Below are 23,906 nucleotides of genomic sequence, written 5' to 3' on the forward strand. Positions count from 1 at the left end.
CCGTTCGTCCAGTGTGGACTGGATGAACGGGCAGCGCCTTTTTGCTTTCCTGGCACGGAGTTCGCGTTTTAGCTAGGTGTGACCGCCGTCACGAAACTTCGGTGAACCCTCACGGGGACCACACCCGTGTACCGGTCATCAAAGGCTCGCCATCTCCGGCAGCCGGCTCTGACAGGGAGAAACCCGAAATGTTGCGTACTCGAGTTGCGATGCTCGCCGCCCTGGTGGCGACGGGTGTGGCGGCGCTGACGGCGTGCGGTTCCACCGCCGGCACGCCGAGTGCCGCTCCGGCCGGTGCCGGGGGCGCCGACACGGCGTCGTCGGTCAACTTCCTGACCGGGACGGCCCAGGAGAACGGCGCGCCGCAGAACACCGGCGACTTCGCCGACCCGTCCGACACCGACGCCGCCGAGCAGTGGGTGGAGCTCGACGCCGGGTCCGCGTCCGGCCTGAACCCGGTGGTGCTGAACGGAAAGGGCTTCCTGCTCTACCGCTTCGACAAGGACAGCCCGAAGCCGCCGACGTCCAACTGCAACGGTGACTGCGCCAAGACCTGGCCGCCGGTGACGGTGAAGGCGGGCGGCAAGGTGTTCCTCAACGGTGTCGACAAGAACGACGTCGGCTTCGTCAAGCGCCAGGACGGCACGCTGCAGGTCACGATCGGCAACTGGCCGGTGTACAAGTTCAGCGGCGACACCGCGCCGGGTCAGGCCAAGGGCCAGGGCGTGGGCGGCACGTGGTTCGGCGTCACGCCAGAGGGCGGCAAGGCCCAGACCTCGCAGGAGGGCACCGACCCGACGACCGGCGTCGACTACAAGACCGGTACCGCCAAGGAAAACGGCGCGGACCTGTCCCAGGGCGACGACTACAAGGGACCGCGCACCGACGACGCCGCGATGAAGTGGGTGCAGCTGACCCGCGGTTCGGCCGGTGGCCTGAACCCGATCGTCCACGACGGTGCCGGCATGACGCTCTACCGCTTCGACAAGGACAGCCCGAAGCCGCCGACGTCCAACTGCAACGGTGACTGCGCTGTGAAGTGGCCGCCGGTGCTGGTGAAGCCGGGCTCGCGCATCTTCGTCAACGGTGTTCCCGCCGCCAAGATCGGCATCCTGACCCGCGCCGACGGTTCCCGCCAGGTCACCATCGGCGGCTGGGCGCTCTACCGCTTCTCCGGCGACAAGAAGCCGGGCGACATCAACGGTGAAGGCGTCGGCGGCACCTGGTTCGCCATCTCGCCGACCGGTGGCAAGGTCCTGCCGAAGGGTGGCGCCCCCGCCTCCAGCGGCCAGGCGGCCCCGCCCGCGTCCTCTTCCTCGACCGCGACCCCGCCGTCCTCGAGCACCACGACTCCTCCCGGTGGTGTGACCCTCGGCAACGGCAGCGCGATCCTCGACAGCGGCATCAACTTCTCCGAGCCCAACGGTTCCTTCGGTGTCGCGGGCCCGGGCTGTGTCGCCAACCCGCAGCCGACGCAGGTTTCCTCGATCCAGCTCAGCGGTGGCCCGGTGAAGCTCTGGAAGGGCCCGAACTGCACCGGTCAGTCGATGGTCATCACGGCCAGCGTGCCCGACCTGAGCAAGATCGGTTTCGACAAGCAGGTCGCCTCGATCCGCTTCGGCGACAAGTGAAGTAATCCGTAGCCGAAGAGCCGGCGTGTGCACCGACGGGGGGTGCACACACCGGCTCTTCTTTTTATGGGCGCTGTTTACGCGATGTGGCGAGAGTGGCCGGACCAGAAGGGTTCGGCGAGTTTTCGTTTGTCCACTTTGCCCACGGAGGTGAGGGGCAGCTCGTCGGTGAAGGCCACGGTGGACGGTACGAAGTGGTCTCCGCCGAGTTCTTCACGTACGTGGTGGCGGAGTTCGGCTTCTGTGGTTCCGGCTACGACGACAGCGTGAACCAGTTCCCCCTCGCCGTTCTTTCCTGGGACCGCGAAGACGGCCGCGGCTTTGACGGCGGGGTGGGTGAGCAGGGTGTGCTCGATGGCGGTGGAGGCGACCTTGGTGCCGTGCTCGCCGGTGATGATCACGTCGGCGATGCGGTCGTGGAGGTAGAGGTAGCCTTCGTCGTCGAAGTGGCCCAGGTCGCCGGTGGGGAGCCAGTTGTCGGCGATCGCGGGTTCGCCGTGGTAGCCGTCCATCATGGACAGTCCGCGGACGAGGATCTCGCCGTTCTCCGTGCGGGCCTCCATGCCGGGGACAATGCGTCCTACGGAGCCGAGCCGGTGGTCCCGGGTGAGCTCTTCGGCGGAGATGCTGGCGATCATCGGTGCTTCGGTGAGGCCGTATCCCTGGCCGACTTTTGCGCCGAAGGTGTCGAGCGCCTGTCTGAGCCTTCTTGGCGGAAGCGGGGCGGCGCCGAGGGAGAGGGATTTCAGGCTGGAAACGTCGGTGCCGGCCAGTGCCGGGCTGTCGAGGACCGCGGCCAGCCTCGGGGGTGTGAGGGAGAGGCTGGTGACGCGGTGGGTTTCGATGTCGCGAAGGAGCTCTTCGGCGTCGAAGTTTGTGCGGAGCACTACTTTGTTGCCGCAGAGGAGTGCGCCAAGCGCGGCGGCGTTGCCGGTCATGTGCGTGAGCGGGGCGGTGATGAGGACGGTTTGGGTGCCGTCGGGGGTGAAGATGTGGGCCATGCCGTCGTAGATGCCGGTATGGCGGATGAGTTTGGGTGTGCCGGTGGTGCCGCCGGTGGGGAAGATCGCGGTGACCCGGTCGGGGATGGTGTCCGGAGTGGACGGTTCGCCGGTGGTGAGCTCATCGAGGTCGAGGAGGGTGGCGCCGGTCTGCTCGAGGGCCGCTTCCCTGGCCGGCTTGCTGGCGGACGCAGCCACCAGCAGCACCTCGAGCCCCCGCAACTGAGCGGCGACCTGCGCGAAGATCACTTCAGGCCGGTTGGACGAGTCGATCGCCACGATGCCGGTTGTGCCGCTGAGGCCGGTGTGGATCCGGCGGAGCGTGTCGGCTGCCCCGCGGTAGGTCGTGGCGAGCCCTTCGTGGTGGAACAGCACGGTGTCGCCACCGTGGTCGAGCATGGTGAGGACGCGGGTCAGGAAGTAGCTCACGTGCGGCACGGTAGCCGTATCTGCTGGCGTTGCGGCCCATGCGGTGCAGCAGCAGCCCCTGCGGCGACGGATCCGGCGACCCTTGCGGCGAAGACCGAAGGGCGGGCTTTCGGTGAGTCCATTCGGCCGATTCGAGGTTGCCGGATCGGTGCAGGCGTGATCGTCGGTGGTGGGCGCGTATCGGGGCAACTCGGCAGGGCGCCGCATTTGCAGATTTCGGACATCGCGCAACCGTTCGGTCGGAACGTTTTCGCCCGTCACGCGCAGGCGTTACCGTGGGCCCACTGGAGGGAGTGCCATGAAGCGTGTCGTGCAGGTGGTGGCCGCCGCCGCGGTGGCCGTGGTGACGGTGGGGGCGGTGCCCGGGGCGGTGGGTGCCCGGGAGCTGACGCCGAGGCAGCTGGCGGGGCAGCGGGTCATTTACTCGTACGCCGGGTTGACGCCGCCGGAGCAGCTGCTGCAGCGGATTCGCGGGGGTGAAGCGGGTGGGGTGATCTTCTTCGGCGAGAACATCTCGTCGAGCAGCCAGATCGCGGGTGTGGTGAAGCAGCTTCGCGACGCGGCGGCGCAGAGTCCGGTGCGCGAGCCGTTGCTGTTCATGACCGACCAGGAAGGCGGGCAGGTCCGGCGGCTGCCGGGCGAGCCGACGCTGTCGGAGAAGCAGGTGGGGCAGTCGGCGAACCCGGAGGCGGCGGCGAAAGCGGCCGGCACGGGAGCCGGGAAGAACCTCGCGGGCGTGGGGATGAACGTCAACCTCTCGCCCGTGCTCGACGTCTACCGGCAGGCCGGCAACTTCATCGACGAGTACGGCCGCTCGTACTCGAGCGACGCCACCACGGCGGGCACGCTGGGCCGGGACTTCGTCGCCGCGGAGCAGGCCACGGGCGTCGCGTCGACGGCGAAGCACTTCCCCGGGCTGGGCGCGGCGCCGGCGGGGAGCAACACGGACGTCGCGCCGGTGACGTTGAACGTGCCGCTTCCGGAGCTGCGTACGAAGGACGAAGCGCCGTATGCGGGGACGGCCGCGAAGCTCGTGATGCTGTCGTGGGCCGTGTATCCGGCGCTCGACGCGAGCCACCCGGCGGGCCTCTCGCCGACGGTAGTGCAGGAAGAACTGCGCCGCCGCGACGGCTTCGGTGGTGTGACCATCACCGACGCCCTCGAGGCCGGCGCCCTCCAGGACTACGGCGACACCGGCAACCGCGCCGTGCTCGCCGCGAAGGCGGGCGTCGACCTCATCCTCGCCTCCGGCCGCGACGTCAACCAGGGCGACGCGGCGGCCGACGCGCTCGCGAAGAACCTCGGCTCGATTCCGGACTTCACGGCGTCGGTCGAACGGATTTCGGCTCTGCGCAAGGGGTTGTCCTAGTCTCGAACGGCGGACCGCCGCAAGTTCGGCGTCGTGACGGCGACGGCGGCCACGCACAGCAAGCCGCCGCTGACGAGCGAGGCCAGCGCGGCGAGGGGACTACGCGTAGCCGGTCATTTCGACGAGAACCACGGCCACGCACAGCAAGGACCGGGTTGATGCGGCATTCGCGCAAGAGAGCTGGCCACCTCATCGTGAACCGCCGCAGACTCGGCGTCGTCGCGGAGATGGCGACCGCACAGGAAGCCGCTGCTGGAGACTGACCACGAGGCCTGCGCAGGAAGCCCGGCCGGATCACTTCAGCGCGAACCGCCGCAAGCTCGGTGTCGTCACGGCGACGGTGGCCACCGCGGCCACGCACAGCAGCCCGCCGCTGACGAGCGAGGCCAGCGCGGACGTCGGAGCCGCCACCAGCCCCGCGCGCAGGTTGCCGAGGTTCGGCCCCGCCTGCCCGACGATCTGCTCTGCCGCAGCAACCCGCCCGAGCAACTCGTCGGGCGTGTTCAGCTGCACGACCGTGCTGCGCGAAACCACCGACACCGTGTCCGCGGCGCCGGCCAGCGCCAGGAAACCCAGGCCCAGCCACGGATCCGTGGTGAGCCCGAACAGCGTCAGCGCAAGACCCCAAGTGGCTGACCCCGCGAGCATCACCGCCCCCGGCCGTGGCAGGCGGGTGAAGACGCCGGAGAACACGGACGCCGCCACGCCGCCGACGGCGATCGCGGTGAGGAACAGGCCGAGGGTGCGCGGGTTGCCGCCGAAGCGTTCGGCGTTGACGAGCGGGAAGAGGCTCGTCGGCATGGACAGGACCATCGCGGCGAGGTCCGTGAGGAGCGCGCCGCGGACGGCGGGGGTGCGGACGAGGAACGCGAGGCCGTCGGCGATGCCGCGCAGGCCGGGGCGCGCGGAGTCATCGGGTTGCATGGCCGGCAGGCCGAAGGCGCCGTAGAACGCGCAGCCGAACGTCACGGCGTCGACGGCGTAGCAGCCGGTCACGCCGACCCAGCCGATGAGCACGCCGCCGATCGCGGGGCCGAGCAACATGCAGCCCTGGAAGGAAATCCGGTTGAGCGCGAGCCCGGCGGCGAGCTGTTCGCGCGGCAGAAGCCGGGGAATGAACGTGCGTGACGCCGGCCCGCTGCCCGCGACGAAACACGATTGCACCGCGAGGATCGCCAGCACCCCGGCGACGGGGAACCCCGGCACCGCGCTCTGCGCGACCAGCAGCACCGAGCACGCGGCCTGCGCCACCGTCATCACCAGGTAGAACCGCCGCCGGTCGACGCGGTCCACGAGGGAGCCCGCGAACAGCCCGAACACGACGATCGGCAACGCCTGGGCCAGTCCGACGACGCCCGTCCACACCGTGCTGCCCGTGCGTTCCCACACCTGGAACAGCACGGCCACGAGCGTCAGCTGCGCGCCGAGCACCGAGCACGTGCGCCCGATCCACAGGCGCCGGAACTGCGGTGAAGTGCGCAACGGCGTCACGTCGAGCAGCGCGCTCATCGCCAGGCCTCGTCGCCTTCGAGCTTCTCGGCGATGCGGTCGTGGAAGCTCTTGCGCGCCAACGCTTTTTCGACGTCCGCGACCACCTTGCTCAACGGGTACGGGATCTCGGCCTCGAGGTCGGCCAGCACCGCCTCCGTCGCGCGCCACTCCGCCGCGAGCCGGCCGACGATCTCCTCGGCCTTGGGCGTGAGCACCACCTTCTTGCTGCGCGCGTCGTCGCCCGTGGTGGTGGTGACCAGGCCGGCTTTGCGCATGGCGGCCACCTTCTGGCTCAACGCCGAGTGTGTCCGCTCCACCGACGCCGCCAGCTCGGTGATCGTCATCGGCCCGCGCGCGTGCAGGCGCAGGAGCTCCATGACGAAGCTCGGTTTGAGGCCTTCGATACCGCGCTCGGTGTAGAGGCGGCCGATGTCGTCGTCCATCGCGTGCTGGAGCAGGCGCATGGGGCGCCAGAGGCTCTGTTCGGTGGGATCGGTGAACTCGGGCATGGCGGGGAGTGTAATAGGGCTTATATAAGTGCTGTTGAAGTAGGGCTGTTCGGGTGAAGGTGTTCCGGTGGCTGGGAAATCGGCCGATTCGTTGTGGTCCAAGGGAGATCTCGTGCCTCGACGCCGGTTCGGAAGTCGATCACGCGGGTACTTTTCCGGCGCTGGCAAAGGATTCCCCACCGCTGCCGGCCTGGAGGATGCATGCGTCACAAGCCGAGGTTCACCCGTCGAGCGGTATTCACGGCGGCGTTCGCGGGGATGGTCTTGAGCGCGTGCGGGGCGGTGTCGCGACGGGTGCCGGCGGCGGCGCCACCGCCGTCCTCTTCGCAGCCGCCACCGTCGCCCCCGCCACCACCGCCCCCGCCGCCGAACGCGCTGGCCACGAGCCTGCTCGTCGGCTACTGCGGCGCGCCGCACGCGAAAGCCCTCGGCGAGATGACCGGTGATCTCGGCGCGGCCGGGCGCAAGCTGGTCGGGCAGGCGGGGGCGTACCGGCAGGCGGTGACGCCCGTCGTCGAGCTCATCGCGACGGCCGCCCACCGCACGCCCGGCCCCGACGGCATGTACCGCACCCGCGCGTCCGACGCCACGATCGCCGGCTACCTCGCCGAGGCGCGGGCGCTCAACGGCGTGCTGCTGCTCAACATCCAGCCCGGCCGCGCGGATTTCCTGCCCGAGGTGCGGGCGTACGAGCGGTGGCTGGCCGAGCCGGACGTCGGCGTCGCGCTCGATCCGGAGTGGGCCGTCGAGCCAGGGGTGGTGCCGGGCGAGAAGTTCGGGCGGACGACGGGTGCGGCGCTCGACGGCGTCGCGGCCTACCTCGCCCGGCTCGCCCAGGACCGTCGGCTGCCCGACAAGATCATGGCCTACCACCAGGTCGCGGCTTCGATCGTCCGCGGCGAGGCCGCGTTGGGGCCGCACCCGGGCGTGTCGATCGTCAAGGTCGTCGACGGCATCGGCAGCGCGGCCGCGAAGAACGCGACCTGGCGCACGCTCATGGCGGCCAAACCGGCGCACGTGCTGGCCGGCTTCAAGCTGTTCTACGAGGAGGACACGCGTCACGGCGCAGCGCTGATGACCCCGTCCGAGGTACTCGCGCTCACGCCGAAACCCGCGTACGTCGTGTATGAGTAAGCGCCCCCGATCCGGGTGACACCCACGCGTGTGGTCATCCGCTCGGCGCCGGGAGGAACGGGCACTCTTGCTGCGGACCCTCCACGACGGGAGCAGCTCGTATGCAGGCCTGGTGGCCCCTCGCGACGGTCGCCGCGGTGTTCACGGCGCTCGCCCTGGTGCACCTCCGCCGGTCGGCCCGGCCGCGTGGCACCAGGCAGCCGGCCGAGGCGCCTTCGACCCGGCGGCTGCTGTCGCCTGAACCGCCTGTTGTCGTCGCGGCGCGCGGCCAGGCCCGCCACCGCCTGGAGGCGGCCGCGCGCTCCCGCGGTGAGGTCGACCCTCTGGCGCGCTACCCCGTGGCGCGGCAACGCCCGGTGCCCAACGCCGTCGCCTGGCACCTCGGCGGCCCGGACTCGACGCTGACGCAACCGTTCGCGCTCCCGCAGCCCCGCAACCGCGGCGCAGACTCGCGGAACTGGTCCGCCGCCGCACCTTCGCGCCCGACCCCGCCGACCCGTCGCCGTACCCGCCCCGGCAAGATCATCACCGACCCGGCCTGGCCGGGGCCCCCGGTTTCCCGGTCCCGCCCGGCGGTTCCCGATCCGTCCGGACGAGACCGGGAACCGCGCGCCTGGCCCACCCGCCGCGACCGCGACCGCCCCGACGATTGACGACGGGTTTCCGGCCACGGAGATCTGACTTCGGAACGATGATCGCGGCGACCCCGGCTGCGGAGCGGGGCTGTATGCCACTTCGGCGATCCACAGTGGTCCGGGTGTCGCGGAGGTCGGACCGGCGACGGCGGTTGACGGCGGCCAGGGTTGTCGTGATCTGGACGCCGAGATCACGACCGTAGGAATCGGCATCGCTCGGTGTTCGGCGGGCGTCGTGACAGAGGTCGGCCGAGATCAGGCCCGTCGCGACCCGCGGCCTCGGAGATCGCGGTCACCCGGACGATTGACGGGCGCCACCGCCGGGTACGTAAGGGACAGCCCGCCGCTGTGGTCCCTCCCCCCACCTCTGCGGCGGCGGGCGCGGGCCGGGCCCCGACTGTGGGGCCCGGCCCTGCCACAGTCTTATGTGGACGAAAGCGCCGGCTCGCCGGGACAGCTGCCCGCGGCAGTCCGTCCGGTGCTGAAGAACTCTACCGCCTTCGACCCGCACGCCACGAGGTCGAGCGAGCCGTGCGCGCCGTTGTCGACGGTCAGGAGCGAACCACCGAGGTGGCGGCGCATGTCCTGCGCCCAAGACGCCGGGGTGGTGGTTTCCGTGCGGTGGGCCACCAGCTGCAGCGGGCTCGTCCCGCGAACCAAGTGCCACGGCTGCTTCGGCAACGGCCACCCGGCGCACCAGTGCTGGTAGCCGGCCATGCCGTGGAACAGCGGCGACGAAGCCTGCCGCTGCTGCTCCTCGCGCCACATGGCGGGTTCGCTCGGATCGGCGCCCTGGTCGTTGCACAGCACGGAAACCTGCATGAGCAAGCCGGCGAAGTGGCTGTCCTCGAGGCCGAACCCGGTGAACTCCGGCTCGTTCCCGACGAGCGGTGGGTTCTTGCCGTCGCGAAGGGCGATGAGGGTGTCGGCCATGGCGAGCCAGTGGGATTGCTGGTAAGTCAGCACGGTGCGGAGATTGCCGCCGCTGAACGTGAGCGGTTTGCCGTCGGCGGTGACCTGGCGCGGGTGGGCGTCGAGGTCGGCGGCGAGGGCGGTGACGTCGGCGCGGATCTTCGCGGCGTCGGTGCCGAGGCGGTACTGGCCGTCGCGCGCGGCGAGCCAGGCGGTGAAGCGGGAGAAGTTGGCTTCTGCGGCGTCGACCTGGCCGTTGTTCATCGTGCGGAGGCTGAAGTCGGGCGGCATCACAGAGTCGAGCAGCATGCGATCGACGTGCTGGTCGTAGCGGCTGCGGTACACGGCGCCGAGCGCGGTGCCCCAGGACACCCCGTAGAAGCTGATCTTCTGCTCGCCCAGCGCGATCCGGATCTGGTCGAGGTCGCGGGCGACGACGTCGGTCGACAGGCTCGCGATGAACTCCGGGTCGTACGCCATGCAGCGGGCGTTCTGCTTGGCTGTCTGCTCGTAGCCCTGCCGGTACCGCTCGGCGGGCAGTGCGCTCGGGTCTGGATTCGGGCCGTCCTCCGTTGCGACGTCGCACTCCTTGCCGCCGCTGAACCCGACACCGCGCGGGTCGAAGCCCACGATGTCGTGGTCCACGCCCATGCCCGCCACGGTCGTGTGGCTCAGGGTGAGCGGCATGTCGAGCCCGGAGTTGCCCGGCCCGCCGGGGTTCACGACGATCACCCCCTGGCGCTTCTCCGGCGACGTCGCCTTCAGCCGACTGACCATCAGGTCGAGGCGGCGGCCGTCGGGGTGGGCGTAGTCGAGCGGAACGGAGACCTTCGCGCACTCGGTGCGGGCGTCGGTCTGGTCCCACTCCTTGATCAGGGTGCGGCACGGGGTCCAGGCGAGTGCCGCGTGCGCGGGCGTGGCCGCGACGACCGCAGGCAGTGCGATGGCGACCGCCAGCAAGGGGACGAGCTTTTTCATGATGATCATGATCGCGGCGCACGAGGTGGGCTGCCTCGGGCGATCGGGTCACAAACCCGGCCGATCGGCTGATGTGTCCTCCGGAGGTAGCTCTGGCGCGACGGTTGTCGGCGGTTGATCGTCTGCGGCATTTCCGGTTACGGCACCGGCGGCCGTACCGTGACAAGACGGCCGATGACCTGTTGGTGCAGTGGGAAACCGGCGTGCTCGCGCTCACCGGCACAGTGCGAGCGCGAACGGACCGGTCACGGGGAGGCGTTCGACGCGCTCACCGAGTGGGTCGGGTTTCCGCTGTGCTGCAAGGTTTGCGGCGGCTCGCAGCTTCCTCGCTGTGCAGAACGACCGCGAGTGGCGGCGGCTGTGCGCCGACGCGACTGACGCGTTTTGTCGGAGGTGGGTGCGATGCTTCCGGCATGGTCCCCGTACTGCTCTTGATCGACGTCCAGAACAACATGCTCCTCCCGCCCGAACCGGTGCCTTCCGCGGCCACTGTCGCACCGGCGATCGCCGCGGTGCTCTCCCGTGCGCGTGCCGCCGGCGCGCCGGTGGTGCACGTGCGCAACAACGGCACCGGCGACGATCCCGACGTGCCCGGAACGCCGGGCTGGACCCTGGTCCACGACGTCCGTCCGGGCGAACACGTGGTGGACAAGACCACGCCCGACTCCTTCGCCGACACTCCTCTGTCGACCCTCGTGCCCGCCGGCGCGCCCCTCGTCGTCGCCGGCATGCAGAGCGACTTCTGCGTGCGCGAGACGACCCTGGAAGCCCTCCGGCGCGGCCACCCGGTCACCTTGGTCACCGACGCCCACGCGACCTACGACGGCGCAGTTCCCGCCGCCGAGGCCTCCGCGGCGGTCGCCGCCGAACTGGCCACCGCGGGCGCCTCGCTGGCCTCGAGCGAGGTGGTCCACTTCGGCTGATGGAGATCACAGCCGCCGCGCGGCCTGCTCGGGAGTAAGGTAAGTCATCGGGTGATGACATCAACTGATGACTGAGGTGTGCCGCGATGTCCGAGATGCGTGGAACACCCTGGCGGCTTGAAGGATGCGAGCTGCCGGGGCGGGCCGGTGCGGTGGTGGTGCGCGGGTTCGTGCCTGGCGGGCACTGGTCGTCTGGACGATCCGGGTGCCACTGCGGCGATTTACCGACGGGTGAGTCGGCCGGGCAAGCGTTCGGCGCGTGCGCAGCGAGTCTGGCGTGGGGTCTGGCGTGAGCGGGCCGCAAGACCGTTCTGTGCGCGCGGCGGGTGAGGCGCCGGAGTGCCCTGTGCCCGCGACCGGCGACGCACCGCAGTGCTCCGCGAGTGGCGCGGGCGAGGCTGACTCGCAGGTCCGCGGTCCGCGGTCCGCGGTCCGCGGTCCCGGGTCGGGGTCGGGGTTGGGCGGGCCTTTCCTCGGTGCCGACGGCGGGCAGCACACGCGTACCGCGGCCGAGGCGCCGAAGCCTGCCGGGGCTGTGCGGCAGCAACGCGATGCGGGTGCGGAGCTCGGGTTGGACAAGCCTGTCCCCGGTACCGGCCCTGGGCGGCCTGCACGTGCCACGAGCGGGCTGGCGGAGAGCGGCAGGGCTGAGGGGCAGGTGCGCGGTTTGGGGTTGGGCAAGTCTGCGCCAGGTGGGCGGCTTGCGGGTGTCGAGGGGGAGGTCGACGAAGGTGCCGGGGCTGAGCGGTACCCACGCGGTTTGGGGGTGGGCGGGCTTGTGCCAGGTGGGCGGCTTGCGGGTGTCGAGGGGGAGGTCGACGAAGGTGGCGGGCCTGCGCCAGGTGGGCGGTCTGCGGGTGTCGAGGGGGAGATCGACGAAGGCGGCGCGGCTGAGCGGCACCCACGTGGCTCGGGTGCGGCGCCGGGATGGGACGGGCCCGTTCGCGACGCGCCGGCCGCGAGGTCCGCGCGCGCCACAAGGGAAGTAGCCGAGGGCCGCGCGGCTGAGCGAACCGTGCGGGGGTTGGTGCCCACATTGGTGTTCCTCGGGCTCGTCGTGGCGGTGATCAGCAGCCTGGGGGCGCCGCTGATTCCGGCGGTGGCTTTGGTGCACCGGGTGTCGCTGGGGGATGCGCAGTGGTCGTTGACGGTGACGTTGGTGGTCGGGGCGATGGTCACGCCGGTGATGGGGCGGCTCGGCGACGGGCCGGCGCGGCGGGGCGTGATGCTGGCCGGGCTGGGGCTGGTGGTGCTGGGGTGTGTGCTGGCGGCGTTGCCGTTCGGGTTCGTGGCGTTGCTGGTGGGGCGGGGGTTGCAGGGCGCGGGGCTGGGGCTGACGCCGCTGACGATCGTGGCGGCCCGGGAGGCGTTGGTGCCCGCCAAGGCGCGGCCGACGATGGCGATCTTGTCGATCACGACGGTCGCCGGGGTCGGGCTCGGGTATCCGGTGACCGGGCTGATCACGGAGCTGGGTGGGCTGCAGGCCGCTTACTGGTTCGGGGCCGTCGTGGCGGCGGCCGCGCTGGTGGCGGCGATCAAGGTGGTGCCCCACGCGGTGAACGCAGAGGCGAAGCGGCTCGACGTGCCGGGGGCGGTGCTGCTGGGGGTGGGGCTCGGGGCGTTGCTGCTGTGGGTCAGCAAGGGTGAGGAGTGGGGCTGGGGTTCGGGAGCGTCGATCGGTTCGGTGATCATCGCGGTGGGCGCGCTGGTGGCGTGGGTGTGGCACGAGGGACGCAGCCCGCACCCGCTCGTGGAGCTGCGGTTGTTGCGGCTGCCGGGGGTGCTCGCGGCCGACGTCGCGGCGCTGTTGTCCGGCACGGGGATGTATCTGCTGACGTCGTTGATGGTGCAGTTCGTCCAGACGCCGCCGGCCGACGGCGGGCTCGGCGGGTCGGTGGTGGTGGCCGGGCTTGTGTTGCTGCCGTTCTCGATCGGGAGCCTGCTCGCCAGCCGCATCGCGCCGCCGGTGATCCGGCGGGGGCGGGGGCGCGTGCTGATCCCCGGGGCTTCGCTGGTCGGTCTGGTGAGCGTCGGCGCGTTCGGCTTCGTGCGACACGACTACTTGGTGCTCACCGTCGTCATGGCGGCAACGGGGCTCGCCGTCGGCACGGTTTTCGCCGTGCTGCCCGGCATGATCACGCGCGGGGCACCCCCGCACGAGACCGGCAGCGCGATGAGCTTCAACCAGGTGCTGCGTTACGTCGGCTACTCCACCGGCAGCGCGCTCAGCGCCGCGATCCTCGTCGGGCACACACCGGACGGCCGGCACTTCCCGAACGCCCTCGGCTACACGGTCGCCGCCTTCGCCGGGGTGGCGGTGTGGGGCCTGGCCGCTGTGTTCGGCATGCTGCTGCCCGGAAAAACGACCGAAGGAGCGCGCGGATGACGGACCGACCCACGCCGCGCCGTCGGGATGCCCGGCGGACGCGGGCCGCGTTGCTGGAGGCCGCGGCGGAGTTGTTCGCGGAGCGCGGGTATGCGCAGGCGACGATTCGAGACATCGGCGAGCGGGCGGGCGTCGATCCGGCGATGATCGCGCGGTATTTCGGGGGGAAGGCGCAGCTGTACGTCGCCGTGTTGCAGGAGGAGACGGGAAACGAGGAGCTCGCGGATCTGGGGGATGCGGAGCGGTTGCGCGGGCTGGTCGGGCGGGCGGTCAGGCAGGGGCCGGGGCCGCTGTACCAGGTTGCGCTCCAGCCGCACGACGACGTGAAAGCCAACGAGTTTTCGCGGGAAGAGCTGCATCGCCGGATCGTGACGCCGCTTGCGCGCCGGCTGACCTCGGAGGGGGTCGAGCAGGCGCAGGCGCGTGCGGAGCTGCTGACGGCGGCGTTCGTCGGGGTGCTGATCGGGCGGACGTCGGGTGCGTTGCCGGAGCTCGCGGCGCTCGACGAGGAGAGCCTCACAGCCTTCGTGACCCGGCTCGTGTCCTCTATGGAGTGAACCGGGCACGGAAAATGCCTCCAAGCACCGGAACCTGTTTCGGGGGTCGGCCGTCCTGGGTAGTGAGGAGGCGGCGTGGGAGCCGCCCACGAAGGGGAGTGCAACATGCGGGGTAAGACGATCGTCCCGGGTATCGCGGTGCTGTTCGCGTTGACGGCCTGTTCGAGCACCACACCGCCGCCGGCCAGTGCGCCGCAGCCGACCCACAACGCGGCGGTGAACGCGGACAAGCCGGCGGTCCAGCAAGAGATCCAGCAAGACAAGGACGTCCGGCAGTCCTTCCACGCCGAGCTCACCATCCAGGACCAGGGCCTCGGCCTGCTCGCCCTCGAGAACACCGGCAAGGAACCCGTGACGATCCAGGGCTGGCCGACGCTGCAGTTCCTCGCCGCCGACAACTCACCGCTGGAGGTGCCGACGCGCAACGTCGACATCCCCGGCGCGGGCCCGTCCATCACGCTGCGCCCGGGCACCAACGCGTTCGCCGGCGTCAAGTGGGAGACGGGCGACAAGGGCAGCACCGACACGTTCGTCGCGACCACCCTCAAGCTCACCCCGCCCCACGGCACGAGCGCGACGGTCGTCGACGTGATCGGCACGGACGGCAAGAAGGTCGGCTACCCCGAGCTCGACGTCACCTCGGTCAAGGTCGGCACCCTGCAGCCCAGCACCCAGGGTGTCCTCGTCTTCTGACCACGTCTCACCGGACGCGCAGGTCATCCAAAGCGGACAGGTCCCACAACATCCCGTGACCTGGCCGGTCCGGAGGGGCCACGCGTCCGTTGTGGACGGTCAACGTCTCCTGCAGCACGTCGTCGATCAGCGGGAAGTGCTCCACGTACGGGCAGTTCGGCACGGCCGCCGCCAAGTGGACGTGCAGCTCCGGCAGGAAGTGCGGGCTCAACGTCGCACCGAACGCCTCCGCGATGGCCGAGACCCGCAGCCATTCGGTGACGCCACCCGTCAGCGCCACGTCCGGCTGCAGCATCGAAGCGGCCCGCGCGTGCAGGTACGCGGCGAACTCGAAACGCCCGTGCAGGTGCTCGCCGACCGCGACGGGCATCGGCACGGCGGCCGCGAGCGTCGCGTGCCCGGTGACGTACCGCGAAGAGCTGCTCTGAGCGCTCAGTCCTGGTAGTCCAGCAGCCCGCGGTGGTGCTCCAGCAACGACTTCAGGCTGTCGACGAGCTGCTTGCGCTCGGTGGTGTCGAGGCCTTCGAGCATCCGCTCGTTGACCTCCACCGCGCGCTCGGTCGCCTCCGCGTAGAGGGCCCGGCCGGCGCTCGTCAGCCGTACGACGCGGCGGCGGGCGTCTCCGGGGTCCTTCACCTGGCTGACCAGCCGGCGGGCGACGAGCCGGCGGATCACGTCCGCGGCCGTCGAACGGTCGAGGCGGGCGCGGGAGCGCAACGTCGTCTGGTTCAGTGGGCCCTCGTGGGCCCTCGTGGGCCAGCGCGTGCAGCACGGCGAACTGCGGCGAGGTGAGGCCGCCGGGGAACACGTCGGACCAGATGGCGACGTGCAGCTGCTGCGTGGTGCGCAGCAGGTGCCCGATCATCCCGTAGAGGTCGAACTCGACCGGATCGGACTTCGCCATCGCCGAACACCCCCGCCCGCGGACTGATCGTCCGGATACGGACGAATGTCGGGGTGAAGGATACAAGCCGCCTGCTCAGCCGGGGTCGGGGCGCACTGGCAGGATCCGTGCCATGAGCACTTTCCCCGCGCTCGACGGCGTGCACCACCACAAGTACCCGGTCACCGACCTCGCCCGGAGTCTGGCGTGGTGGGAGCGCGTGTTCGGCGCGTGGCGGCAGCCCGAATGGGACCACCGCACGCCCGACGGGGTGCTGTTCGCGTACCTGCTTCGGGTGCCGGGGCTGGCCGGCCCGGTGGAGCTGCGGCTGGCGCCCGGCTCGGCGGCCGCACTGGCGGGGTTCGACCCGCTGACGCTGGCCGTCGCGGACGAGGCCGCGGTACGGGCATGGGCGCGGCACTTCGACGCGCTGGAAGTGGCGAACTCCGGAGTGCTGCGGGGAATCACCGGCTGGCTCGTCGCGACCGCCGACCCCGACGGCGTGCCGATCCGGCTCTACAGCAGGGCGTCGCACGAGTGGGACCCCGAAGGCGCCGACCTGGGCAGCTCCTGGACGGCGCCGCTGCCGCGGGACGTCCCGGCCCGGTGATGTGCCCCATCGTCCCCTCGCGACGGTGACCTGCGTCGCAAGTCTGATTCGCGTTTCACGGGCCCGGTGAGGCTGGGTCCGTCAAGCGCGAGAGGCGAAGCGGATGAGCCCTTACGAGACGGCGGCGTCGGAGTCGCTGAGCCCGGCCGAGGTCGCCGGGCTGGCGAGGCGGCTCACCGGTCCCGTCGTGTTGCCCGGCGACGCGGGGTTCGAAGCCGAGTGTGCGACCTTCAACCTGGCCACACCGGTGCGGCCCGCCGTGGCCATCGGGGCGACCACGGTGGCCGACGTGCGGGAGGCGGTGCGGTTCGCGGTCGACCGGGCCCTGCCGATCGCCGTGCTCAGCACCGGGCACCAGGTCGTGAACCGGGCGCGCGGTGCCGTGCTGATCACACTGTCGCGATTGGACGCCGTCGAGGTCGACCCGGTGGCCGGGATCGCGCGGGTGCAGGGCGGCGCGCGCTGGAGCCAGGTCACCGAACGGGCCGGCGAAAGCGGGCTCGCGGGCATGAGCGCCGCGTCACCCACGGTGGGGGTCGTCGGCTACCACCTCGGCGGCGGGCACAGCCCGATTCTCGGGCGGACGCACGGATACGCCGCCGACCACGTGCGCGCGTTGCGGCTCGTCACGGCCGACGGTCCGTTGCGTGAGGTGACCGCTGACGCCGAGCCCGAGCTGTTCTGGGGCCTGCGGGGTGGCAAGGGGAACTTCGGCGTGGTCACGTCGATGGAGTTCGCTCTGTTTCCCGTGAAGTCCTTCTACGGCGGCGGCTTGTTCTTCGCGGGCGAGCACGCCTCGACGGTCCTGCACGCCTGGCGGGAGTGGGTGACGGAGCTGTCGCGGGAGATGTCGTCGTCGATCGCCTTCCGGCACCGCTCGCGGCCGGCGGAGTTCGTGGTCCACGTGCGGTTCTCGTCGCTCGGTTCGCCCGCCGAGGCGGAAGCCGCGCTCGCGCCTTTGCGGGCGCTCGCCCGGACCGTGCGTGACACCGTCGCCGAGACCGCGTACCGCGACGGCCACCGCCTGCACCTGGACCCGTCGGTGCCGGCGGGTTGGCTGGAGCGCTCGGCCGTGCTGCGGTCGTTCCCGGCCGAGGCGGCCGACGCGCTGCTCGCCGTGGCGGGCCCGGATTCCGGGACCGAACCGGGTTTCGTGGAGCTGCGGGCGCTGGGCGGCGCGCTGGCCGACGAGCCGGCCGTGCCGAACGCCGTCGCCGGCCGCGGTGCGCCGTGGGCCCTCGTCGCGTCCGGTGGGCAGGAGCCCGGGACTCGGCTGGACGCCCTCGTGGAGACGCTCGCGCCGTGGTCGCAGGACGAGCGCAACGCCAACCTGCTGACCGCCGGGGACGGCACGACTCCAGCCGAGGTGCGCGCCGCGTACGGTTCCGCGCGCTACGAGCGGCTCGCACAGCTCAAGCGGCGTCACGACCCGCAGAACCTGTTCCGCGTCAACCACAACATCGCGCCGGCGGCCGGCCCGCCCGCGCCCTGGACAGCACGGCCCTGGACAGCACGATGGCCCCGGATCGAGTGATCCGGGGCCATCGTGGTGGTGGGCGATACTGGGATCGAACCAGTGACCTCTTCGGTGTGAACGAAGCGCTCTCCCCCTGAGCTAATCGCCCTCCAGGTGAGTCCACATCGGACTACGTGCGCGATACTGGGATTGAACCAGTGACCTCTTCCGTGTCAGGGAAGCGCTCTCCCGCTGAGCTAATCGCGCGCTGTCGGGAAACCAGCTTAGCGAACCCCTTCCGGGCCCTGTCACGGGGGCCACCCTCCCGCCGCGCCGTGGTCCAAGCGACCCCGCGAGGGGTCCCGCCGGGGTTCGCGTGGCGACACCGACCGGGGCCCGAACGGACTGGCCGGCGGGGGCGAAAACCGGCGGCCCGCAAGGCGAGTTGACAAACCCCGGAGCTGGGCGGACGATAACGGAAATGTGCTCTGACGGCGAGGTGAAATAGCGCCGTTCGGTTCCGGTTCAGGTGTCCGGTACTGATTTCGGAGTAGGCGGCTGTGAGGTGGCGGATGCGGCACGGCGAAGCACCTTCGACTACCACCGCCGCTCACCCTGAGTACAACGCGCTCGGCACTTCCGGCTGGAGCGCGCTGCTCGCCCAGTCGCTCCTCGCGTTCACCGTCGAGTCCGACGATCCGCAGCACTTCCGGGGCTACCTGCGCAACCGCAAGATCGCCGACGTCGACTTCATCGAGATGGCCACCGGCCGCCACGTCGCGCACCGCAGCGCCGACACGATCGCCCGCGACTGCCGCCCCGACTACGTGCTGTGCCTGCAGGTCGCGGGCGTGGGCGAGTTCCACCAGGGCAGCCGCACGGCCGTGCTGCAGCCCGGTGACCTCACGGTCTTCGACGGCACGCGCCCGGCGACGGTGGTCAGCAGCGCCGGCTACCGCAACGTCTGCATCAAGTTCCCGCAGCGCCTGCTGCGGCTTCCGCGCTCGCACGTCGACCAGCTCACCGCGGCCCGCATCAGCGCGCGCGACGGGCTGGCCCCCGCGACCGGAGCGCTGCTGATGACGCTCGGTCACGTCATGGAGGACATCTCCGGCCGCACGCGTTACCTCGCCGCCCGCAACGCGCTCGACCTCGTCTCGACGATGTTCGAAAGCATTCTGGACGTGGCCGGGGGTGACGGGAAAATCGAGGGGAACGTCATTCCCGGACAAATCCGGGAATACATCGACGAACACCTCGGTAACCCGGAATTGTCACCCGCGGCCATCGCCTCCGCGCAATTCATCTCGCTGCGGAAACTGCAGGGCATCTTCCAGCAGAACGGCACCACGGCTTCGGCCTGGATCCGCACGCGCCGCCTCGAGCGGGGCCAGCGCGACCTCGTCTCGTCGGGCGAGATGTCGGTGGCGGCCATCAGCCGGCGCTGGGGGTTCAAGACGCCTTCGCACTTCGGCCGCGCGTTCAAGGACGAGTACGGCGTGACGCCGGCCGAGTTCCGCCGCGAGGCCTCGGCCGGCTGACGGCCGTCACGCGCAGGCGGCCCGCAGGATCCGCTCCACCGCGCCGGCGTCCACCGGCCGCGGGTTCGGGATGGGCAGCAGTTCGCACACGGCCGTGACGGCCTCGTCGAGCCGGTCGAGCGGGAACCCGACCGCACGCAGGTCCGCCACCGCCCCCACCTGCCGGTACAGAGCCTGGAGCCCGGCGACGGCGTCGTCGGCACCGAGCGCGCCCGCGATGGCCCGTCCGGCGCCGCGGCGAGGTTGAACGCGAGCACGTGGGGGCACGGCGGCGTGGGTTTCGGCGTGGGGCAGGTCGAAGGCGCCGCCGAGGGCGTGGCAGATCTTGTGGTGCAGCCCGGACCCGGCCACGGCGACGCCGAGCCGGCCAGGTAGGAGCCGTAGAGCAGCTGCTCACGCTGCGCGGCTCCGGACGCGCGGAGCCCGGCCGCGAGCACGCGGATGCCTTCCGCGGCCACGACCGAAGTGACCGGATTGGCACCGGGTGCCCAGAACGCCTCGACGCAGTGCGCCACCGCGTTGAGCGCCGAGGACACCGCGACCGGCCGCGGCAGCGTGGCCGTGAGGTCCGGGTCGTAGACGACGGCGCGGGGCAGCACACGGTCGTCGCGCCCGGTCTGTTTGCGGGCCGCGCTCGTCGTGCCCCAGACCGGCGTCACCTCCGAGCGCGCATACGTCGTCGGCACGCAGACCAGCGGAAGGCCGGTGGTGAGGGCGACGGCTTAGCCCGTGCCGGTGGTCGAGCCGCCGCCGACGGTGACCAGCCCGTCGACCGAATGCAGCGCGGCAGCCCGGCGGACGGCCTCGGCCACGTCGACCGGCACGTGCGGCCGGACGTCGTCGAACCGCACGACCATGCGGTCGGCGACTTCGCGCGTCACCTCGTCGGCGGACGGCGCGTCGGCGATCACCATGAGCCGGATCAGGCCGAGCTCCGCGACCTCGGCCGCGAGGTTCCGCGCGGCCGCGCCGCTCGCGAACCGCACCCGGACGGGCAACGCGCGGTAGACGAACTCCACCGGGCTCACGCGCCCGGAATCCCGGCCAGCAGCGCGGCCGCCGAGGTGCTGGCCTCGGTGGTGATCACGTGCTCGTCACCGGGGTCGATGCGCAGATCGACCGATGCCCCCAGCCGCGTCAGCGCTTCGGCGGTCCAGTGGACCCGCTGCGCGGCGACCCACGGATCGTGCTCGATGCTGCGCACCAGCGCGGGGACCCCGGCGAGTGGGTTCCCCGGCGCGGCGTCGACCTCGGCCGTTCCCAGATAGCCGCCGGTGAACAGGACCAGGCCGCCCACCCGCGGGTGCTCGTGTACGGCGAATTGCGCGAGCAGGCAGGCGCCCTGCGAGAACCCCCACAGCACGATCCGCCGCCGGTCGAAGCCGTCGGCGCCGATGGCGGCGAGCGTGGCCCGCACGGCCGCGAGCGCTTGGGTCAGGTCGGGTTCGTTGTCCTGCAGCGCAGCGGTGAACGGCAGCGGGTACCAGGTGTCGCCGGCCGCGTGGGGCGCGTAGTAGCGCACGCCCGGCGCGTCGATGTCCTTCGCCACGCCGCGCATGAAGTCCGGCGTCTGCCCGCGGCCGTGCACGGCGAGCACGGCCACGCGCGCCTGGTCGAGGGGCTCGCCCCACTGCTGCACGGGCCTGGTCAAGTGCTTGTTGTCCGACAAACCTTCGTTCCTCTCGCCCCGAAGTGCACCCCTGAAAACCACGACGGCCCTCCGGCGGGGTGTCCCGCCGGAGGGCCGTCGCGTCAGACCTCGATGTGCTCGAGCTTGCCGAAGATCTCCGCGCGGCGGGACTCGAACTGCTCGGGCAGCTGGAACGCGGTGCCCAGTTCCTGCGGCGACTCGTCGCAGGTCCAGCCGCCTTCGGCGTGGGTCACGGCGAGCTCGAACAGCGCGCCGCCGGGGGTGCGGACGTAAACCGACTTGAAGTACTTGCGGTCCTTGAGCTCGCTGATGTCGGTGTAGCCGGCGCCCTCGACCTGGAACTTCACCTCGTCCTGGTTGGCCAGCGTGCCGAGGTTCCACGCGAAGTGGTGGATCGTGCCGGCGCCGTAGCGCCAGGTGCCTTGCTCGTCGGTGTTGTTGACGATCAGCTCGACGTTGTTGCCGATCTTCTCGCCGCCGATGCGCAGCGCCACGCGGTCGCCTTCTTCGGTGAGCGCGCTGTCGCCGAAGAACGTCTCCTGGCTGAACTCGACCATCCGGTCCGGTGTCGCCACGTGCACGCCGACGCCGTGGATGCCGTGGATCGCGTGCTCGGGCGGCACGCCGTTGCCCGGGTGGCCCACGCGCGGGTCGCCGTCGTTGCCGACCAGAACGTACTCGATGCCGCACGGGTGGCGGAAGAGCAGGCGGCGGTCGCCGAACACCTCGGCGTCGTGCACCTCGACCTTGTGCTCGGTAAGCCGCTGGTGCCAGTAGGACAGCGACGTCGAGGGCACCGACAGCTGGACCTCCCGCGCCTGGTTCGTGCCGCGCTTCCCGAACAGCCCGGCCTGGGCCCACGGGAACGAGGTCACCACGGATGACGGATCGCCGGCCGCGTTGGAGTAGTAGAGGTGGTAGATCGGGGTCGAGCCGTCGAACAGCACGGTCCGCTTGATGAACCGCATCCCGAGCGTTTTCACGTGGAAGTCGACGTCTTCCTGCGCGGTGCCGACGGACAGCGTGACGTGGTGGCTGCCTTCGATGTGGGCCATGGGATTCCTTTCCGGAGGGTGGGTGCCAAGTGTGTCCGGCGGGCTCAGCTGTGGACCGCTGGTTCGCCGGGGCGGGGCCGCGCCGCATGGCCGAGCGCCGAGGTCAACGCGGTGGCGACGGTTTCGGCCGCCACCTGAGTGTCGTCCGAAGCGCGCCAGGCGACCACTCCGTCGGGGCGGACCAGGACCAGCCCGGCGGGGCCGATGCCATACGCGGCGCAGAATCCGCCCGTGGTATCGGTGAAACTGTCGGCGCGGCCGACCCGGTGGACGTCGAGCGCGATCCCGGTCGTCGCGGCAGCGGCGGTCGCCGCGGCGGCCCAGCCGTCGGCGCCGGCCGGTGCGAAAGCCACGAACCGGCGGCCGAACAGGTCATGGGTCGAGATCGGTGCGCCGTCGCGCGTGAGCACGTGGTGCGGGGCGCGGCTGCCGGGTGAACCCGCCAGTTCACGGGGGTTTCCGTGCACCTGGCCGGGGACGTACCGGTAACGCAGGTCGATGTCGGCGTCACCGACTAGCGGTTCCATCCCGCCGGCGGCGAGGAACGGCGCCGCGCGCGTGACGTAGCGGGCGTAGGCCTGCTCGACGGTGAAGCGGGCGACGGGCCGGCGTTCGGCTTCGTACGTGTCGAGCAGCCCGGCGCCGGCGGTGCCGTCGAGCGCGGCCTTGAGCTTCCACGCGAGGTTGTGCGCGTCGTGGATGCCGGTGTTGCCGCCGTAGCCGCCGTAGGGCGGCATCGAGTGCGCGGAGTCGCCGACGAGGAACACGTTGCCGCTGGAGAACCGGTCGGCGGTCTGCGCGGTCGCCTCCCACTTCATGACGTCGTCGATCTCCACGTCGATGTCGGGCACGCCCAGTGCCGCGCGGACGAGTTCCACGCACCGCTCGTCGGTGAGGCCGGTCCAGAGGTCGCTGTCGGGGTGCTGCGGGTCGCCGAGCCCGTGCACCGCGAGGAAGCCGGACCGGTACGGCTTTTCGATGCGGAAGAAGCCCTGCAACGTCGGGTTGACGACCATGATCACGCCGAGGCTGCGCTCGCGCACCAGCGCGGCCATCTCTGCGCGGAAGTAGATCGTCACGCTCTTCGAAAGCACGCCGTGGCCACCGAGGCCGATGCCGAGCCGCTCGCGGATGCCGCTGTGCGCGCCGTCGGCCGCGATGAGGTACCGCGCCCGCACCGTGGACGTGGTCCCGGTGGCGCGGTCGCGGAGCACGGCCGTGACTCCGTCGCCGTGGTCGGTGAAGCTCGTGACCTCCGTGCCGAACCGGGTTTCGGCGCCGAGTTCCCGCGCCCGTTCGGCGAGCACCGGCTCGATGGCGACCTGCGTCGCGAAGAGCCGCCGGCACGGGCGAGGTCGCGCACGCCTTCGTTCAACGTCGGCAAGTACCAGGCGATCTCCTTGCCCGCCAACGTCTCCACGGCCATGATCGCCGCCTCCTGGTCGAACTGTTCCGCGGACCGGCGCTGGATCACGTCTTCGATGCCGGCTTCGCGAAGGATCTCCATCGAGCGCTGAAGGATGAGCGCGGCGCGCGGGTGGATCGCGCTGCCCGGGTGTCGTTCCACGACCAGCGAGGGAATTCCCTGCTGCCCGAGGAGTACCGCGCTGGTCATCTCGATGAGACTGCCACCGACGATGAGAACAGGAACGTCGTGGTCCACTCCGGCCACCTCTTTCCTGAGGGTCTTTCTGGGGTAGTGAGTCCACTGTAGAAAGTGCTTCCTTGGTCCGCATCAGCGTGACGCGCACGGGAATGGCCCTGGCGCGCAACGGGATTTCCTCACGCGAGGTGGACGGTGACCGGCAGTGTCGCCCCTTGACGTTGAAACAGCTGCAGCGTGGCGGGTTCGTCGAACGGACCTCGTACCCGGAGGTGCCTCCGCGCGTGGAGTACACCCTCACGGAGCTGGGTTCGTCGCTGCTGTCGGCGGTGCTGGCGCTGGGCACGTGGTCGACCGAGCACCAGGCGCGGATCCGCGGGAACCAGGCGGCGTTCGACGCGGTGGAGTCGCAGGAGGCCGAGAAGCCCTAGTGACCCGGATGGTCGCGGGGTCACTCGG

Annotated in this window: 21 protein-coding genes, 2 tRNA genes and 2 pseudogenes; 12 read left to right on the plus strand and 13 right to left on the minus strand. The window is 71.0% G+C overall.

Annotated elements, in window-relative coordinates; genetic code table 11:
- Positions 1-188: 188 nt before the first annotated feature.
- Entirely contained in the window at positions 189-1,631 is a 1,443-nt protein-coding gene (locus AB0383_RS41965) for a hypothetical protein (RefSeq protein ID WP_364184209.1), read from the plus strand.
- Positions 1,632-1,708: 77 nt separating this feature from the next.
- Here AB0383_RS41965 and AB0383_RS41970 read toward each other — a convergent pair whose 3' ends face one another.
- A complete protein-coding gene (locus tag AB0383_RS41970) occupies positions 1,709-3,061 on the minus strand; it encodes a fatty acid--CoA ligase family protein (protein WP_366190240.1) in 1,353 nt (450 codons plus the stop codon).
- Positions 3,062-3,359: 298 nt separating this feature from the next.
- Here AB0383_RS41970 and AB0383_RS41975 point away from each other — a divergent pair, with 298 nt between their 5' ends.
- Entirely contained in the window at positions 3,360-4,430 is a 1,071-nt protein-coding gene (locus AB0383_RS41975) for a glycoside hydrolase family 3 N-terminal domain-containing protein (RefSeq protein WP_366190208.1), read from the plus strand.
- A 294-nt stretch (positions 4,431-4,724) separates the two neighbouring features.
- Here the strand turns inward: AB0383_RS41975 and AB0383_RS41980 are convergent, their stop codons facing one another.
- Together AB0383_RS41980 and AB0383_RS41985 are read right to left on the minus strand one after the other, a co-directional pair.
- On the minus strand, positions 4,725-5,939 hold the full coding sequence (locus tag AB0383_RS41980; protein WP_364184215.1) for an MFS transporter: 1,215 nt from the start codon (positions 5,937-5,939) through the stop codon (positions 4,725-4,727).
- Positions 5,936-6,430: a MarR family transcriptional regulator gene (locus AB0383_RS41985; protein WP_364184218.1), complete on the minus strand. Its 495-nt coding sequence runs from the start codon at positions 6,428-6,430 to the stop codon at positions 5,936-5,938. The genes AB0383_RS41980 and AB0383_RS41985 overlap by 4 nt, the downstream gene beginning before the upstream one ends.
- A 201-nt stretch (positions 6,431-6,631) precedes the next feature.
- Between AB0383_RS41985 and AB0383_RS41990 the strand changes: the two genes are divergently transcribed.
- Both AB0383_RS41990 and AB0383_RS41995 read left to right on the plus strand, forming a co-directional pair.
- Positions 6,632-7,564, plus strand: coding sequence for a hypothetical protein (locus tag AB0383_RS41990; RefSeq protein WP_364184220.1), 933 nt, complete (start codon positions 6,632-6,634; stop codon positions 7,562-7,564).
- Positions 7,565-7,665: 101 nt separating this feature from the next.
- The gene (locus AB0383_RS41995) at positions 7,666-8,217 is read left to right on the plus strand and encodes a hypothetical protein (RefSeq protein ID WP_366190209.1); all 552 of its coding nucleotides are present in this window, start codon (positions 7,666-7,668) and stop codon (positions 8,215-8,217) included.
- 405 nt (positions 8,218-8,622) lie between these two features.
- Here AB0383_RS41995 and AB0383_RS42000 read toward each other — a convergent pair whose 3' ends face one another.
- Positions 8,623-10,089, minus strand: coding sequence for an alpha/beta fold hydrolase (locus tag AB0383_RS42000; protein WP_366190210.1), 1,467 nt, complete (start codon positions 10,087-10,089; stop codon positions 8,623-8,625).
- Positions 10,090-10,502: 413 nt separating this feature from the next.
- Between AB0383_RS42000 and AB0383_RS42005 the strand changes: the two genes are divergently transcribed.
- From AB0383_RS42005 to AB0383_RS42020, 4 genes are all read left to right on the plus strand, one after another.
- Positions 10,503-11,012 (plus strand): isochorismatase family protein, encoded by a 510-nt coding sequence (locus tag AB0383_RS42005; RefSeq protein ID WP_366190211.1) that lies wholly within the window; start codon positions 10,503-10,505, stop codon positions 11,010-11,012.
- A gap of 1,027 nt (positions 11,013-12,039) precedes the next feature.
- Complete coding sequence (locus AB0383_RS42010; protein WP_366190241.1) at positions 12,040-13,398, plus strand: MFS transporter; 1,359 nt, start codon at positions 12,040-12,042, stop codon at positions 13,396-13,398.
- Positions 13,395-13,955, plus strand: a complete 561-nt coding sequence (locus AB0383_RS42015) for a TetR family transcriptional regulator (protein ID WP_366190212.1) — start codon at positions 13,395-13,397, stop codon at positions 13,953-13,955. The genes AB0383_RS42010 and AB0383_RS42015 overlap by 4 nt, the downstream gene beginning before the upstream one ends.
- Before the next feature lie 105 nt (positions 13,956-14,060).
- On the plus strand, positions 14,061-14,648 hold the full coding sequence (locus tag AB0383_RS42020; protein ID WP_366190213.1) for a DUF4232 domain-containing protein: 588 nt from the start codon (positions 14,061-14,063) through the stop codon (positions 14,646-14,648).
- Between the two features lie 7 nt (positions 14,649-14,655).
- On the opposite strand, the gene AB0383_RS42025 is transcribed toward AB0383_RS42020, so the two are convergent.
- Entirely contained in the window at positions 14,656-15,084 is a 429-nt protein-coding gene (locus AB0383_RS42025) for an enolase C-terminal domain-like protein (RefSeq protein WP_366190242.1), read from the minus strand.
- Entirely contained in the window at positions 15,081-15,380 is a 300-nt protein-coding gene (locus tag AB0383_RS42030; protein WP_366190243.1) for a hypothetical protein, read from the minus strand. Before AB0383_RS42030 ends, AB0383_RS42025 begins: the two co-directional genes overlap by 4 nt.
- Positions 15,381-15,664: 284 nt before the next feature.
- Between AB0383_RS42030 and AB0383_RS42035 the strand changes: the two genes are divergently transcribed.
- On the plus strand, positions 15,665-16,141 hold the full coding sequence (locus tag AB0383_RS42035) for a VOC family protein (protein ID WP_366190214.1): 477 nt from the start codon (positions 15,665-15,667) through the stop codon (positions 16,139-16,141).
- Positions 16,142-16,244: 103 nt separating this feature from the next.
- Positions 16,245-17,675 (plus strand): FAD-binding oxidoreductase, encoded by a 1,431-nt coding sequence (locus AB0383_RS42040; RefSeq protein WP_366190215.1) that lies wholly within the window; start codon positions 16,245-16,247, stop codon positions 17,673-17,675.
- Between the two features lie 16 nt (positions 17,676-17,691).
- Here AB0383_RS42040 and AB0383_RS42045 read toward each other — a convergent pair.
- A tRNA-Val gene (locus AB0383_RS42045) sits at positions 17,692-17,766 on the minus strand.
- A 26-nt stretch (positions 17,767-17,792) separates the two neighbouring features.
- A tRNA-Val gene (locus AB0383_RS42050) sits at positions 17,793-17,864 on the minus strand.
- 305 nt (positions 17,865-18,169) lie between these two features.
- On the opposite strand from AB0383_RS42050, the gene AB0383_RS42055 reads away from it, so the two are divergent.
- Positions 18,170-19,138: a helix-turn-helix domain-containing protein gene (locus AB0383_RS42055; RefSeq protein ID WP_364184246.1), complete on the plus strand. Its 969-nt coding sequence runs from the start codon at positions 18,170-18,172 to the stop codon at positions 19,136-19,138.
- Between the two features lie 6 nt (positions 19,139-19,144).
- Here AB0383_RS42055 and AB0383_RS42060 read toward each other — a convergent pair.
- From AB0383_RS42060 to AB0383_RS42080, 5 genes and pseudogenes are all read right to left on the minus strand, one after another.
- A pseudogene (locus AB0383_RS42060) lies at positions 19,145-20,166 on the minus strand (iron-containing alcohol dehydrogenase).
- Positions 20,163-20,789, minus strand: a complete 627-nt coding sequence (locus AB0383_RS42065; RefSeq protein ID WP_366190216.1) for a dienelactone hydrolase family protein — start codon at positions 20,787-20,789, stop codon at positions 20,163-20,165. The pseudogene AB0383_RS42060 and the gene AB0383_RS42065 overlap by 4 nt, the downstream one beginning before the upstream one ends.
- Before the next feature lie 101 nt (positions 20,790-20,890).
- Positions 20,891-21,844 carry a VOC family protein gene (locus AB0383_RS42070; protein WP_364184250.1) on the minus strand — a complete coding sequence of 318 codons (954 nt, stop codon included), beginning with the start codon at positions 21,842-21,844 and terminating at the stop codon, positions 20,891-20,893.
- 44 nt (positions 21,845-21,888) lie between these two features.
- A complete protein-coding gene (locus tag AB0383_RS42075; protein ID WP_366190244.1) occupies positions 21,889-23,235 on the minus strand; it encodes an FAD-dependent oxidoreductase in 1,347 nt (448 codons plus the stop codon).
- Positions 23,236-23,300: 65 nt separating this feature from the next.
- Positions 23,301-23,516 (minus strand): annotated as a pseudogene (locus AB0383_RS42080) (FAD-dependent monooxygenase); the annotation flags it as partial.
- 53 nt (positions 23,517-23,569) lie between these two features.
- Here AB0383_RS42080 and AB0383_RS42085 point away from each other — a divergent pair.
- Complete coding sequence (locus tag AB0383_RS42085) at positions 23,570-23,878, plus strand: helix-turn-helix domain-containing protein (RefSeq protein WP_364188561.1); 309 nt, start codon at positions 23,570-23,572, stop codon at positions 23,876-23,878.
- Positions 23,879-23,906: the final 28 nt, after the last annotated feature.

The organism is Amycolatopsis sp. NPDC051373 (genome assembly GCF_040689465.1).
Classification (GTDB): domain Bacteria; phylum Actinomycetota; class Actinomycetes; order Mycobacteriales; family Pseudonocardiaceae; genus Amycolatopsis.

What these genes read in the sequence shown, in the direction of transcription:
- AB0383_RS41975 (WP_366190208.1), top strand. Translation starts at nt 3,360, where the DNA reads ATGAAGCGTGTCGTGCAGGTGGTGGCCGCCGCCGCGGTGGCCGTGGTG.
- AB0383_RS42015 (WP_366190212.1), top strand. Translation starts at nt 13,395, where the DNA reads ATGACGGACCGACCCACGCCGCGCCGTCGGGATGCCCGGCGGACGCGG.
- AB0383_RS42035 (WP_366190214.1), top strand. Translation starts at nt 15,665, where the DNA reads ATGAGCACTTTCCCCGCGCTCGACGGCGTGCACCACCACAAGTACCCG.
- AB0383_RS42020 (WP_366190213.1), top strand. Translation starts at nt 14,061, where the DNA reads ATGCGGGGTAAGACGATCGTCCCGGGTATCGCGGTGCTGTTCGCGTTG.
- AB0383_RS42000 (WP_366190210.1), bottom strand. Translation starts at nt 10,089, where the DNA reads ATGAAAAAGCTCGTCCCCTTGCTGGCGGTCGCCATCGCACTGCCTGCG.
- AB0383_RS41985 (WP_364184218.1), bottom strand. Translation starts at nt 6,430, where the DNA reads ATGCCCGAGTTCACCGATCCCACCGAACAGAGCCTCTGGCGCCCCATG.
- AB0383_RS41990 (WP_364184220.1), top strand. Translation starts at nt 6,632, where the DNA reads ATGCGTCACAAGCCGAGGTTCACCCGTCGAGCGGTATTCACGGCGGCG.
- AB0383_RS41995 (WP_366190209.1), top strand. Translation starts at nt 7,666, where the DNA reads ATGCAGGCCTGGTGGCCCCTCGCGACGGTCGCCGCGGTGTTCACGGCG.
- AB0383_RS42005 (WP_366190211.1), top strand. Translation starts at nt 10,503, where the DNA reads ATGGTCCCCGTACTGCTCTTGATCGACGTCCAGAACAACATGCTCCTC.
- AB0383_RS41965 (WP_364184209.1), top strand. Translation starts at nt 189, where the DNA reads ATGTTGCGTACTCGAGTTGCGATGCTCGCCGCCCTGGTGGCGACGGGT.
- AB0383_RS42070 (WP_364184250.1), bottom strand. Translation starts at nt 21,844, where the DNA reads ATGGCCCACATCGAAGGCAGCCACCACGTCACGCTGTCCGTCGGCACC.
- AB0383_RS42040 (WP_366190215.1), top strand. Translation starts at nt 16,245, where the DNA reads ATGAGCCCTTACGAGACGGCGGCGTCGGAGTCGCTGAGCCCGGCCGAG.
- AB0383_RS41980 (WP_364184215.1), bottom strand. Translation starts at nt 5,939, where the DNA reads ATGAGCGCGCTGCTCGACGTGACGCCGTTGCGCACTTCACCGCAGTTC.
- AB0383_RS42055 (WP_364184246.1), top strand. Translation starts at nt 18,170, where the DNA reads ATGCGGCACGGCGAAGCACCTTCGACTACCACCGCCGCTCACCCTGAG.